General features: G+C 65.2%; 13 protein-coding genes. 6 read left to right on the top strand and 7 right to left on the bottom strand.

Features of this window, described 5'->3' with window-relative positions; all coding sequences use genetic code 11:
* Position 1: 1 nt before the first annotated feature.
* Together C8C94_RS04670 and C8C94_RS04665 are read right to left on the bottom strand one after the other, a co-directional pair.
* Positions 2 to 997: an alpha/beta hydrolase gene (locus C8C94_RS04670; protein WP_233573571.1), complete on the bottom strand. Its 996-nt coding sequence runs from the start codon at positions 995 to 997 to the stop codon at positions 2 to 4.
* A 202-nt stretch (positions 998 to 1,199) separates the two neighbouring features.
* A complete protein-coding gene (locus C8C94_RS04665) occupies positions 1,200 to 1,670 on the bottom strand; it encodes a cyclophilin-like fold protein (RefSeq protein ID WP_121422700.1) in 471 nt (156 codons plus the stop codon).
* A gap of 96 nt (positions 1,671 to 1,766) precedes the next feature.
* Between C8C94_RS04665 and C8C94_RS04660 the strand changes: the two genes are divergently transcribed.
* From C8C94_RS04660 to C8C94_RS04650, 3 genes are all read left to right on the top strand, one after another.
* Entirely contained in the window at positions 1,767 to 2,657 is an 891-nt protein-coding gene (locus C8C94_RS04660) for a LysR family transcriptional regulator (RefSeq protein WP_121419893.1), read from the top strand.
* Between the two features lie 149 nt (positions 2,658 to 2,806).
* Complete coding sequence (locus C8C94_RS04655; RefSeq protein WP_055397539.1) at positions 2,807 to 3,286, top strand: MerR family transcriptional regulator; 480 nt, start codon at positions 2,807 to 2,809, stop codon at positions 3,284 to 3,286.
* The gene (locus C8C94_RS04650; RefSeq protein WP_121419892.1) at positions 3,213 to 3,614 is read left to right on the top strand and encodes a carboxymuconolactone decarboxylase family protein; all 402 of its coding nucleotides are present in this window, start codon (positions 3,213 to 3,215) and stop codon (positions 3,612 to 3,614) included. Before C8C94_RS04655 ends, C8C94_RS04650 begins: the two co-directional genes overlap by 74 nt.
* A 39-nt stretch (positions 3,615 to 3,653) precedes the next feature.
* On the opposite strand, the gene C8C94_RS04645 is transcribed toward C8C94_RS04650, so the two are convergent.
* Positions 3,654 to 4,241 carry a DUF1566 domain-containing protein gene (locus tag C8C94_RS04645; RefSeq protein ID WP_121419891.1) on the bottom strand — a complete coding sequence of 196 codons (588 nt, stop codon included), beginning with the start codon at positions 4,239 to 4,241 and terminating at the stop codon, positions 3,654 to 3,656.
* A gap of 102 nt (positions 4,242 to 4,343) precedes the next feature.
* Complete coding sequence (locus C8C94_RS04640; RefSeq protein WP_121419890.1) at positions 4,344 to 5,318, bottom strand: LysR substrate-binding domain-containing protein; 975 nt, start codon at positions 5,316 to 5,318, stop codon at positions 4,344 to 4,346.
* A gap of 165 nt (positions 5,319 to 5,483) precedes the next feature.
* On the opposite strand from C8C94_RS04640, the gene C8C94_RS04635 reads away from it, so the two are divergent.
* From C8C94_RS04635 to C8C94_RS04625, 3 genes are all read left to right on the top strand, one after another.
* Positions 5,484 to 6,575, top strand: a complete 1,092-nt coding sequence (locus C8C94_RS04635; protein ID WP_121419889.1) for a tartrate dehydrogenase — start codon at positions 5,484 to 5,486, stop codon at positions 6,573 to 6,575.
* Between the two features lie 172 nt (positions 6,576 to 6,747).
* Complete coding sequence (locus C8C94_RS04630; protein ID WP_121422699.1) at positions 6,748 to 7,707, top strand: tripartite tricarboxylate transporter substrate binding protein; 960 nt, start codon at positions 6,748 to 6,750, stop codon at positions 7,705 to 7,707.
* Positions 7,708 to 7,762: 55 nt separating this feature from the next.
* Complete coding sequence (locus C8C94_RS04625; RefSeq protein WP_121419888.1) at positions 7,763 to 8,536, top strand: N-acetyltransferase; 774 nt, start codon at positions 7,763 to 7,765, stop codon at positions 8,534 to 8,536.
* Positions 8,537 to 8,758: 222 nt separating this feature from the next.
* Here C8C94_RS04625 and C8C94_RS04620 read toward each other — a convergent pair whose 3' ends face one another.
* The 3 genes from C8C94_RS04620 to C8C94_RS04610 all read right to left on the bottom strand — a co-directional run bounded on the left by C8C94_RS04620 (position 8,759) and on the right by C8C94_RS04610 (position 11,890).
* Positions 8,759 to 10,000: an ISL3 family transposase gene (locus tag C8C94_RS04620; protein ID WP_121419550.1), complete on the bottom strand. Its 1,242-nt coding sequence runs from the start codon at positions 9,998 to 10,000 to the stop codon at positions 8,759 to 8,761.
* 157 nt (positions 10,001 to 10,157) lie between these two features.
* Positions 10,158 to 10,823, bottom strand: a complete 666-nt coding sequence (locus C8C94_RS04615) for a methionine ABC transporter permease (protein WP_121419887.1) — start codon at positions 10,821 to 10,823, stop codon at positions 10,158 to 10,160.
* A gap of 11 nt (positions 10,824 to 10,834) precedes the next feature.
* The gene (locus tag C8C94_RS04610) at positions 10,835 to 11,890 is read right to left on the bottom strand and encodes a methionine ABC transporter ATP-binding protein (RefSeq protein WP_121419886.1); all 1,056 of its coding nucleotides are present in this window, start codon (positions 11,888 to 11,890) and stop codon (positions 10,835 to 10,837) included.
* Between the last annotated feature and the right edge of the window lie 120 nt (positions 11,891 to 12,010).

Below are 12,010 nucleotides of genomic sequence, written 5' to 3'. Positions count from 1 at the left end.
CTTAAGCCAGGTGTTTGCCAAAGAACGCCGTCAACTTGCCCCATGGGATCAGGTTCACACGGTCATACAGATCCACATGGCCCGCACCGGGGACGATGTGCAGCTCCTTCGGCTCGGCAGCGCGCTTGAAGGCGTCTTCGCTGAACTCCTTGGAATGCGCCTGGTCACCCGTGATGAAGAGCATGGGGCGCGGAGAAATCGTCTCGATGTCATTGAACGGGTAGAAGTTCATGAACTTGACGTTGCTGGTCAGCGTGGGGTGGGTGGTGGTTTTGGCTGAGCCGCCCTTGGGCGTGACCTCGCCACGCGGGGTGCGGTAGAAGTCATAGAACTCCCGCTGAATGGGGTGTGTGTCTGCCGTCAGCTCGTGCACTGTGCCACCGGTGTACTGGATGGCCCCGCCGGTGAATTCCACATAGCGCTGCTCGGCAGCGGCGGCAATGATCTGCTTGCGCTGCTCCACAGTCTGCGAGTGGTTCAGCGCATCACGGTTGGCAGCACCCATGTCGTACATGCTGACGGTGGCGATGGCCTTCATGCGCGGGTCGATCTTGGCGGCGCTGATGACAAAGCTGCCGCTGCCGCACACGCCAATGGCCCCAATGCGCTCGCGGTCCACCATCGCCTGCGTGCCCAGAAAATCCACCGCTGCGCTGAAAGCCTCGGCATAGATGTCTGGCGCCACCGCGTTGCGCGGCTGGCCCTCGCTCTCACCCCAGAAAGGCAAGTCCAGCGACAGCGCGACAAAACCCTGCTCCGCCATCTTGGTGGCATACAGGTTGGCGCTTTGTTCCTTGACTGCGCCCATGGGGTGGCCCACCAGAATGGCCGGATTTTTCTTGCTGCGGTCCAGGTTCTTGGGCACAAACAGGTTGCCAGCCACCGCCATGCGGTACTGGTTCTTGAAGGTCACCTTGCGCACGGCCACCTTGTCACTTTGGTAGAAATTGTCGGCGCCGCTGAGCTTGCCGGGCGCTGGCTGCGGCCCCGCTGCCATCGCAGTACCACCCGCGGCAGACAGCCCGCCCATTGCTGCGGCACCAAAGCCCGCTCGGATCAGGAAGTCGCGCCGGTCCGAGGTGGAGTGATCTATGCCAGGTTGTGTGCTCGGTGTGTTGAAGGTCTTGTTCATGTTCGATGCTCTTGGGAATGGGAGGAATTCGGCATTGGCGCCGCGAGGGGGCGAAGAAGGCTGCCGTTCAATCGTTGGCGCGCTCAATGCGCACAGCGAAGGGCCCAGGCCGTTGCAGGGCTGCCAAGCCACTGTCCACCTTGCCAAGGCGCACCAGGCCTCGGTCGTGAACGGTGCCGCTCAGATAGATCGCCAGGTTGCCCCACGGCGCGTAGTAAGCGATATCACCAGTAACAGGGGTCATGCCCATGGATGCGGCCGGGGTGGACAGCTTGTGCGGCAGGGTCGCAATGCGCTCTATCTCCGCGTAGTTCTGCAACGTCAGCGACAGCGGCAGTTGGGCCACAAAATCGCGCGCTGCGGCGTTGTTGTCCAGGGTGGCGGTGGCAATGGCACCATCGATATGCAGATGAATTTTCATGGGGCCCTGCTGTGCAAAGGTGGTGGCGGGCATCACCCCGGCTGCCAGGGTGAATGCCAAGACGACACCCGCCAGGGCGCGGCGTTGGAAGGGGTGGGTGCTGATGCGTTGTGCCATGGCAAGAAGTTTGCCCAGCATTGCTTGCGCCGACTAGATAATGAATGGCGAATGGGTTTATAAGGCTGGCTAACCAATCAATTCAGAGAATCAGACATGGCGAGACGCAACCTGAACGATCTGCTGGCCTTTGTCACCGTGGCGCGCGAGGGCAGCTTCACCCGGGCCGCAGCCACTCTGGGCGTCACGCAGTCCGCGCTGAGCCAGACCATCCGTGGCCTTGAAGAGCGCCTGCAGATCCGGCTGCTCACACGCACCACGCGCAGCGTCTCGCCCACACCAGCGGGCGAACGCCTGATGCAAGCCATCGGTCACCGCTTTGACGAGATTGAGGCCGAGCTGGATGCGCTGACCGCACTGCGCGACAAACCCGCAGGCACTGTGCGCATCACCTGCGGCGACCACGTCATGCACACTACGCTGCTGCCCAAGCTCATGCCACTGTTGCACGACAACCCCGACATCACGCTGGAGTTCGACATGAACTACGGCTTTCGCGACATCGTGGCCGACCGTTTTGACGCCGGGGTCCGCCTGGGCAACACCATCGACAAGGACATGATTGCCATGCCCATCGGCCCGCCGCTTCGCATGGCCGTGGTCGCATCGCCCAGCTACTTTGCCGCCCATCCCATTCCCAAAACCCCGCACGACCTGACGGCGCACCGGTGCATCAACCAGCGCATGCCTACCTCGGGCGGCCTGTACGTGTGGGACTTTGCGCGCAAGGGCAAACAGGTCAACGTGCGGGTAGATGGCCCGCTGATCTTCAACACCGCCCCGCCCCAGGTCGATGCAGCGTTGGCCGGGCTGGGCATTGCGCTGCTGCCCGAGGACGAACTGGCCACCCACATCGAAGACGGACGCTTGGTCCGAGTGCTGGAAGACTGGTGCCCACCGTTCGCGGGCTACCACCTGTACTACCCCAGTCGGCGCCAGCCATCGCCTGCGTTTTCGCTGGTGCTGCAGGCGTTGCAGCTGCGGTGAAGAGACTGCTTGCAAGCACGCGGGTGGCTAGAGATCACGAGGCTGCGAATACGAACAAGGGTTAGACAGCGGCCTGTTGCGACCCCTTGTCACGTTGGAGCGATTCAGTGCTTGACTTAGAGTGCACTCCAACTTTCAGAATCGTTCCCATGGCATCCCTCCTCACCATTGCCGAAGTCGCCGAACGCACGGGCCTGACCGCGCACACGCTGCGCTACTACGAGCGCGCCGGGCTGATTGCGCCCGTGGCGCGCGCGCCGGGTGGCCAGCGCCGCTATGCGGCTTCGGACATGGAATGGATCGGATTCCTGCTGCGCCTGCGCGAGACCCAGATGCCCATCGGGCAGATGCAGGCCTTCGCGCGGCTGCGCAGCGAAGGGAACACCACCGCCCCCGAACGGCGCGAGCTGCTGGAGCATCACCTTGCTCAGGTGCTTGCAACCATCACCGCCATGCAGCAAGCCGCACAGGCGCTGCAAGCCAAGATCGCGCACTACCGGGATCTGGAGGCTTCCCTTCGCCACACACCCTCGTCACCCCGCCAAGGAAGCACCCATGTCCCCCGAAACCAATCCCCGTTATCTCCAGGGCCTCGCCAAGCTGCGCGAAATCGACGGCCACGCCGGTGAGCACGTCGTCGCCAGCCTGGCCGACATCGCCCCGGATTTCGCCCGCTACCTGATCGAGTTTCCGTTTGGCGACATCTATTCCCGACCCGGACTGGACCTGCGCAGCCGCGAAATTGCAGTGATCGCTGCTTTGACTGCGCTGGGCAACGCGACACCACAGCTCAAGGTGCACTTGCAGGCGGCGCAGAACGTGGGCGTCACCCGCGAGGAGATCGTGGAAGTCCTCATGCAGATGGCTGTTTACGCAGGCTTTCCCGCCGCGCTGAACGGACTGGCCGCTGCCCGCGAAGTGTTTGTGGCGGGCGATGCGGAAACGGTGGCAGCATGAGGTGCCTGAGCCGCTACCTGCTCCGTGCGACGTCTGCGGCTACTTCCCCGCCCCCACCGGCATCGGCCGCACCAGCCGCACCGGTAGCTTGCTGGCCCGTGCCGCATCGCCCCGCGCCTCGCCAGTGGACAGGTTCACGGCCCAGCCGTTGATCATTGCGGCCTGGCGCCCCCCATCGCCCGCGCGGCCTTGCGCGATGTTGCCGTAGGTGTATGGGTTGACGCTGGGCGCACTCACGTTGCTGGTGGATGACCAGTGCCACTGGCCCGGCGCGGCCGGGAACAGGATGGGGTTGAGGCCCGGGGGAGACAGCGACTTGTCCACCAGCCGCTGCAGTTCCGCCGCGCGGGGAAGGCGCCAACCCACGCCCTCGGCCTTCCAGCGGTCGGTGGCCAGGGTGGTGGCTTCAGCACGGTCCAGCAGCAACGGCTTGCCGGTGCAGGTTTTTCCCGTCCACTGCATACCTTCCACACAACGCGGCCAGGCCAGGCCTGCGCGCACATCAAGTACATAGGCGCCGTCGGCCGACAGAGACCAGTCTTGGGCTGCGGTGGAGTCGGTAGCCAGCACCGGCAGGGCTGTGAGGGCGCATGCCAGCGCGGCAAAAAGCTGCGAAAGTGGTTTCATGGGTAAAAGCCTGGTCTGGGCAGGGCAGCGGAAGAAGGCGGGCAAAACGGACTGGGATGGCGACACCCTACCCGCACAGCGACACCAGCGCCACCCCGCAGATCAGGAAACCTGCATTGCGCTTTTACCCAACTTGCCCGGCTTGGCGGGCACAGCGGCCGGTGCCCCCGACGCTGCCAGCGCCTCGGCCAGAAACCCCACAAACGCCTGCACGCGGGTGGAGAACTGGTGCCGCTGCGGGTACACCGCATAGATGTCGGCCGCCGGGGTCTGGTAGTGCGGCAGCACGGGCTCCAGCAGGCCCTGGGCCAGGTGGCGGTTCACGTCCCACTCGGCGCGCATCACGATGCCGTGGCCCTGCAGTGCCCACAATACGGCGATCTCGCCGTCGTTGGTGGTCAGGTTGCCGGTGATCTTGATCGACTCGGTGTGCGCCTTGCTGCCGCGCCCGGTGGTCAGGCGCCACAGGCCATAGGCCTCGTCGCCCTGGCGGATGCCGATGCACTGGTGCTCCATCAGGTCGCGCGGCACGCGGGGCCTGCCGTGGCGGTCGAGGTAAGCCGGTGCGGCGCACAGCACGCGCCGGTTGGGGGCGATGCGGCGGGCGATCACGCGGCCGTCGGGCGGCTCGCCGAAACGCACGCACACGTCGTAGGCATCGTCGGTGATCGGCGGCGGGTGCACCGACAGCTGCAGCTGCACATCCACCTCGGGGTACTGGCGCACAAAGTCCGAGATCACGGGGGCGATGTGCATGCGGCCAAAGCCCAGCGTGGCGTTCACGCGCAGCAGGCCCTTGGGGCTGGCCTTGGACTGCACGATGAGTTCATCGAGCGCATCGATCTCGCGCAGGATGCGGCGCGCGTGCTCCAGCAGCAGCTCGCCCTCGGGCGTGAGGCTCATGCGGCGCGTGGTGCGGTTGACCAGCACCACACCCAGGCGCTTTTCCATCTGCGTGAGGTGCTTGCTGACCGCCGCCGTGGAGACCCCCATTTCGCGCCCTGCGGCGCTTAGGCTGGGGCTGGCGGCCAGCGCAGAAAAGAAGCCCAGTTCTGCGGGCTGGATGGTGGAACTCATCGAATAGCTCTTAACTGCAGGTTAACGATGGATTCACTTTAGCGGCGTTCTTCAAAGGCGTCCAGGCCTACAGTCCCTCTACCGTTTGGTTTCTCCTGTGTCTCTCTTTCACGCCTGTGCCTTGCTGCACAGGCATTTCCAGACCCTTTTCACCCAGGCCTCTGCATGACCACCTATCAAATCGCCACCATCCCCGGAGACGGCATCGGCAAGGAAGTGATTCCCGCTGGCCAGCGTGTGCTCGAAGCCCTGGCCGCCCGCCACCCCGGCCTGCAATTCGAGTTTGAAAACTTTGGCTGGGGCGGAGACTGGTACCGCGCGCACGGCGTGATGATGCCGGCCGACGGGCTGGATGCCTTGCGCGGCAAGGACGCCATCCTGTTCGGTTCCGCCGGTGACCCGGACATCCCCGACCACATCACGCTGTGGGGCCTGCGCCTCAAAATCTGCCAGGGCTTCGACCAGTACGCCAACGTACGACCCACGCGCATCCTGCCGGGCATCGACGCGCCCCTGAAGCGCTGCACGCCCAAGGACCTGGACTGGGTCATCGTGCGCGAAAACTCGGAGGGCGAATACTCGGGCGTGGGCGGCCGCGTGCACCAGGGCCACCCCATCGAGGCGGCCACTGATGTCTCCATCATGACCCGCGTGGGCGTGGAGCGCATCCTGCGCTTTGCCTTCCGCCTGGCGCAATCGCGCCCCCGCAAGCAGCTCACCGTCATCACCAAGAGCAATGCCCAGCGCCACGCGATGGTGATGTGGGACGAGATTGCCGCACAGGTGGCGGCCGAATTCCCCGATGTGAAATGGGACAAGGAGCTGGTGGACGCCGCCACGGCCCGGATGGTCAACCGCCCCGCAACGCTGGACACCATCGTCGCCACCAACCTGCATGCCGACATCCTCAGCGACCTGGCCGCCGCGCTGGCCGGCAGCCTGGGCATCGCGCCCACCGGCAACATCGACCCCGAGCGCCGCTACCCCAGCATGTTCGAGCCCATCCACGGCTCGGCGTTCGACATCATGGGCAAGGGCCTGGCCAACCCCATCGGCACCTTCTGGTCGGTGGTGATGCTGCTGGAGCACCTGGGCGAGGTGGATGCTGCCCGCGCCGTGATGCAGGCCATCGAACAAGTCACCGCCAACCCGGCCCTGCACACCCGTGACCTGGGCGGCACGGCCACCACGGCGCAGGTGACCGATGCGGTGTGCGCGCTGATCAGCGGCAAAGAGACCGAGCGCAAAGCCGCCTGAAAGCAATCGTTCAACGCCCGCAAGAACGGGCCTGGACGCCACACGGCGGGCACCACCACAAGGCCGCAAAGGCCACACAGCCGCCGCACCCCCATCCTTTAGGAGACAAACCATGCATCGCCCTACCCCCGGCCCCACCGCCATCGCCCACCCGCTGCGCCGTCAACACCTGATGGCACTGGCGGCGCTGGCCGCAGCCGCCTGCCTGCTACCTGGCAAAACTGTCCACGCACAGGCCTGGCCCAGCAAACCCGTCACCCTCGTCGTGCCGTTTGCAGCGGGCGGCACCACCGACGTGCTGGCGCGTGCGCTGGGCGAAAAGCTCAGCACCGCGCTGGGCCAGCCCGTGATCGTGGAAAACCGGGGCGGCGCAGGCGCCACCATTGGTGCCGACTACGTAGCCAAGGCCGCACCCGACGGCTACACGCTGCTGATGGGCGCGGTGCACCACACCATTGCCACCAGCGTCTACAAAAAGCTCAGCTACGACTTTCAAAAGAGCTTTTCACCCATCACCACCGTGGCCCTGGTGCCCAACGTACTGACCGTGAGCGCCACCACGCCCGCCAAGGATGTGAAGGAACTTGTGGCCCTGATCAAGGCAGCGCCCGACAAGTTTTCATATGGCTCCAACGGCGCGGGCACGGCGCAGCACCTGATCGGCACGCAGTTCTCGACCACCATCAGCCAGCCTGTGCTGCATGTGCCCTACAAGGGCAGCGGCCCGCTGACCACCGACCTGCTGGGCGGGCAGGTGTCGATGTCGTTCGACACCATCACGCCCGTGCTGCCCCACATCAAGGCGGGCAAGCTGCGCGCGCTGGCGGTGACCACGGCCAGGCGGTCCTCATCGCTGCCGGATGTGCCCACGCTGCAGGAGGCCGGTTTTGCGGGCTTTGACATCGGCACCTGGTTTGGAGTGCTGGCCCCGGCACGCACACCCGCCGATGTAGTGGCCCGGCTGAACGCCGAGATGGTCAAGGTGATCCAGTCGCCCGACTTCAAGAAGCGCATGCAGGACATCGGAGCCGAGCCGATTGGCAACACGCCCGCGCAAATGGCCGAGCAGATAGCCAGCGACACCACACGCTTTGCCAAGCTGGTGGCCGACCACAAGATTACCACCGACTGAACTGACTGAACCGACTGAGGGTGTGCCCGAGGGGCGGGTTGGTATAACGCCTGCCATGACGCCCACCACCATCGAGCCCACCGTACCCTCAGCCCTGATCCGCGCCCTTGAAGAACGCGCCTTCAACGCCTGGCCCGCGCGCCAGACGGTGTTCCACCGGGGCTGGGTGTTCCGGCTGTCGGGCGGCTACACCAAGCGTGCCAATTCGGTCAACGCGCTGCTGCCCGGCGCGCCGTTTGACGGGGTGCGTGAAGCGGCTGCAGCGCTGTACGCACGGCACGGGCTGCCCGCCGTGTTCCGCATCTCGCCCTTGGCCCCGGCCGAGGCCGACCAGGAGCTGGCCGAGGCGGGTTACCAGCACTTCGACCCCTCACTGGTGTTGCACCGGCCGCTGGCCCTGGGTTCGGTGGGCAAGCCCGATGGCAGCACCCATATCAGCACCACGCCCACTGCCGCCTGGCTGGAGGGTTTTGCCGCTGCCAACAGCGTTCCAACACACCACCGCGCGCTACACAACAGCATGCTGGACCACATTGCCCACCCTGCCGCGTTTGCACTGCAGCACGACGCACAAGGCCAGCCCGTGGGCTTTGGGCTGGCGGTGCTGGAGCGCGGCGCCGTGGGCCTGTACGACCTGGCCGTGGCGCCCGAGCACCGGGGCGGCGGGCGCGGGCGTGCGCTGGTCACAGCCCTGCTGCACTGGGCCGCCGAGGCCGGGGCAGCCAGCGCCTATTTGCAAGTGCGCGCGCAGAACACGCCAGCGCTGGGGCTGTACCAGTCGATGGGGTTCAAGACGGCGTACGGCTACCACTACCGGGTGCCGGGCTGAAGGGGTTGTTCAGGCTCCCTCTCCCCTCGCGGGAGAGGGTTGGGGAGAGAGGTAGGTCAGCGCCGCACACGCCGTTGCCCCCTCTCCCCCGCCCTCTCCCACGAGGGGAGAGGGAGTTAAGACCGACGCCGCTGCTGGCTCAAAGAATGGGGCCGAAATTTGAATGAAATTGGGCTCTCTTCCATTTCGGGTGGAACGCCACATTCCCCACCAGAGCCATGGTCAGGCCCTTGCTTTTCGCAAAGGACTGCCTGGCAGGTGAGTGAGCTTGCCAGCAATCAAGAACGCCATGGCGATGAAGTGATCGGTGGTGCCATAGCCACGCGCCTTGGCCTTAGCTGCTTGCAACAGTGAGTTCACCGCCTCCACATAGCCGGTGTGCAGATGAGAAGCATCAAACGCCTGGAGTATTCCCGCCCAGTGTTGCTGGATGGTCTTGGCCAAGTCCTTGAAGGGCTGCAAGCGGCTGCGTTGCGCCCAGTGCAGCCATTTCTTGAGTGCCTGTGCACTGCTGGCGGCATCCGCGTCTGAGTTCCTGTAAACATCGCGCAGCGCCTCCTTCATCCGCCACGCCCTGGCGGTCTTCAATCGGGTGCGAGGCAGCCAATCCATCTTTGCCTGCTCTTTGTCCGTCCACTTGGCTTTGTCCTTGAGCCAGCACCAACGGGTCTTCTTGAGCCAGCGCTCGCCCCGGGCCTCTTCCCGCCGCACTGCGTCCACTGCCCGGTTGGCCATCTGCACCACATGAAAGCCATCAAAGGCAATGGCCGCCTGGGGCAAGTGCTGGCCTGCTCCTGCGATAAAGGCCTTGGACATGTCCATGCACACCACCTGGATGGCTTCGGGCCTGCCTTGGTGGCTCTTGAGGTCCGCCGCAAAGCGCTGCACGGTGCTGGCATCCTTGCCGGGTGTGGCGTAGATCAGTCGCGCCCGCTCAAGATCGTGCACCAGGGTGATGTAGCTGTGGCCTTTGGCGCAGCTGGTCTCATCGATACCGATGACCGCCACACCCGCGTAGCTCTCCTTGGCGCGCGCCAGGCTGACATGGGCATCGATCTGGCGCCACAAGGCGTTGTCCGCACAGCGCAGGATGCGTGCACACGCGGCCACCGGCATCTCACGGGCCAGCGTCAGAGCCAGAGCCTCGAACATGAGCGTGAAGCGGCTGCCCTCTCGCGCCCAGGGAACACTCAGCTGGGTCGTAGAGCTGCAGGCGCTGCAAGACACCCGGGGCAGCGCGCAGTGCACGTAGGCTTCAAACTGAAAGAAATCAAGATGCCGCCAGCTGCGCTGGCGGTGGTCATGCAGTTTCTGCTCAGCTGCGGCGCAAACGGGGCAGGCGGCACTGCCCGATTGCCAGACCACGTACAGGTCGATGCGGCTGCGCTCGACATCCAGTGCAACACGCTCCACAGCCCAGGGCGCGGCCAGCCCCAACGCTTGGCAGAACAACGCTTCTTGCATCGGGAGGGCTCCTGTTCAGGGGGTGTCAATGGATTTATTTGAACTGTAGTGTTCCACCCGAAACGGAAGAGAGCCTGAAATTGGCCCCTGGCGCTTGACCATAAAGCGCTAGCAGCTATTTATTCAATAGCAAACAAGCCCGGGCCTCATACCCAGATCACCGGTGGTTCAACCTGCGCACCGCCCAGTCCCCCAGGCTCTGCACGGCCTGCACAAAGAAGATCAGCACCAGCACCACGGCCAGCATGATCTCGGGCAGAAAGCGCTGGTAGCCGTAGCGGATGCCCAGGTCACCCAAACCACCGCCGCCAATCGCACCGGCCATGGCCGAGTAGCCGGTCAGGCTCACAAACGTGATGGTCAGGCCCGCCACGATGCCGGGCAGCGCCTCGGGCAGCAGCACCTTCCACACGATCTGGCTGGTGGTGGCGCCCATGGCCTGCGCGGCTTCGACCAGGCCGTGGTCCACCTCACGCAAGGCGGCCTCGACCAGGCGAGCCACAAAAGGCGCGGCGGCAATCGTCAGCGGCACCACGGCGGCGGCGGTGCCGATGGACGAGCCCGTGATGAAGCGCGTGAAGGGAATGATGGCCACCAGCAGGATGATGAAAGGCGTGGAGCGCACGGCGTTCACCAGCCAGCCCACGAGCTTGTTGACGGGGCCGTTTTGCAGCACGCCGCCGTGGTCCGTGAGGCGCAGGAACACGCCCAGCGGCACACCGATGAGGCCACCCACAATGCCGGAGATGCCCACCATGATGAGCGTCTCCCACAACGAGGAGGCAAAGAGGTCCAGCATGGCCGGAGTGAAATGGTCGAACATGGCTTTCCTCCTCAGATCTCGATCGTGACTTCTTGCACCGCCACGCCGCCCGCGCGCAGGTGCTCCACCGCGCCGCGCACCTGCATGGGCTCGCCGCTGGCGTACACGGCCAGCGAGCCGAAGGTCTCGTCCTGGATCTCGTCCACCTGACCGTGCAGGATGCTCATGTCCACGCCAAACTCGCGGATCAGCTGCGACAGGATGGGCTGGTAGGCGCTGTCGCCCGAGTACGACAGCCGCAGCAGCCGCCCCGCGTGGCCGGGCGCCGTGGTGGCCAGCTGGCGGGTGAGCTTGCGCACATGGTCAAGCACGCTCGCAGGCAGCTCTTGCGGCAGGATTTCGTCGATCAGGCTCTTGGTGATAGCCTGCTGCGGGCGCGTGAACACATCGAGCACGCGGCCCTGCTCCACGATACGGCCCGCCTCGATCACGGCCACGCGGTCGGCCACCTGCTTGATGACCTGCATCTGGTGGGTGATGAGCACCACGGTGAGGCCCAGCTCGCGGTTGACCTGGCGCAGCAGGTCGAGGATGGAGCGGGTCGTCTCCGGGTCCAGCGCCGAGGTGGCTTCGTCGCTCAGCAGCACCTTGGGGCGGCTCGCCAGCGCGCGCGCAATGCCCACGCGCTGCTTTTGCCCGCCGCTGATCTGCGCGGGGTAGCGGTCGGCCAGGTGGGCCAGGCCCACCAGCTCCAGCAGCGGGTTCACGCGCTCGCGGATCGCTGCCTTGTCCATGCCCGCCAGTTCCAGCGGCAATGCGGCGTTGTCGAACACGGTGCGCGACGACAGCAGGTTGAAGTGCTGGAAGACCATGCCGATCTCGCGCCGGGCCTCGCGCAGTTGTGCGTCGTTCAGCTGGGTCAGGTCACGCCCGCCCACGATGACCTGACCCGTGGTGGGCCGGTTGAGCAGGTTGATTACGCGCACCAGCGAGCTTTTGCCCGCGCCGCTCTTGCCGATGATGCCGAACACTTCGCCCGGCTGGATGGTGAGGTCGATGCCACGCAGGGCTTCGACGGGGCCTTGTGGGCCCTGGTAGGTTTGGGTGATACCCCGTAAATCGATCATGGAAAGCAGTGCGCGGCAGCGGCCCCACAGTGAGTGGCCGCTGCCGCGCGGGACTGGAAAAGGATGGGCGACTGTATCGGCGAATCGTAAGTTCACAAACGATTAAAAAATCGGGTGATT

The organism is Acidovorax sp. 94, from assembly GCF_003634645.1.
Classification (GTDB): domain Bacteria; phylum Pseudomonadota; class Gammaproteobacteria; order Burkholderiales; family Burkholderiaceae_C; genus Acidovorax; species Acidovorax facilis.
Note: the sequence above shows the minus strand (reverse complement) of the source record. Positions and strands in the feature narration are given on the sequence as shown.

Bases quoted from the DNA above. Each gene is read 5' to 3' on its own strand.
- C8C94_RS04670 (WP_233573571.1), bottom strand. From the start codon at position 997: ATGGCAGCGGGGCCGCAGCCAGCGCCCGGCAAGCTCAGCGGCGCCGAC.
- C8C94_RS04665 (WP_121422700.1), bottom strand. From the start codon at position 1,670: ATGGCACAACGCATCAGCACCCACCCCTTCCAACGCCGCGCCCTGGCG.
- C8C94_RS04660 (WP_121419893.1), top strand. From the start codon at position 1,767: ATGGCGAGACGCAACCTGAACGATCTGCTGGCCTTTGTCACCGTGGCG.
- C8C94_RS04655 (WP_055397539.1), top strand. From the start codon at position 2,807: ATGGCATCCCTCCTCACCATTGCCGAAGTCGCCGAACGCACGGGCCTG.
- C8C94_RS04650 (WP_121419892.1), top strand. From the start codon at position 3,213: ATGTCCCCCGAAACCAATCCCCGTTATCTCCAGGGCCTCGCCAAGCTG.
- C8C94_RS04645 (WP_121419891.1), bottom strand. From the start codon at position 4,241: ATGAAACCACTTTCGCAGCTTTTTGCCGCGCTGGCATGCGCCCTCACA.
- C8C94_RS04640 (WP_121419890.1), bottom strand. From the start codon at position 5,318: ATGAGTTCCACCATCCAGCCCGCAGAACTGGGCTTCTTTTCTGCGCTG.
- C8C94_RS04635 (WP_121419889.1), top strand. From the start codon at position 5,484: ATGACCACCTATCAAATCGCCACCATCCCCGGAGACGGCATCGGCAAG.
- C8C94_RS04630 (WP_121422699.1), top strand. From the start codon at position 6,748: ATGGCACTGGCGGCGCTGGCCGCAGCCGCCTGCCTGCTACCTGGCAAA.
- C8C94_RS04625 (WP_121419888.1), top strand. From the start codon at position 7,763: ATGACGCCCACCACCATCGAGCCCACCGTACCCTCAGCCCTGATCCGC.
- C8C94_RS04620 (WP_121419550.1), bottom strand. From the start codon at position 10,000: ATGCAAGAAGCGTTGTTCTGCCAAGCGTTGGGGCTGGCCGCGCCCTGG.
- C8C94_RS04615 (WP_121419887.1), bottom strand. From the start codon at position 10,823: ATGTTCGACCATTTCACTCCGGCCATGCTGGACCTCTTTGCCTCCTCG.
- C8C94_RS04610 (WP_121419886.1), bottom strand. From the start codon at position 11,890: ATGATCGATTTACGGGGTATCACCCAAACCTACCAGGGCCCACAAGGC.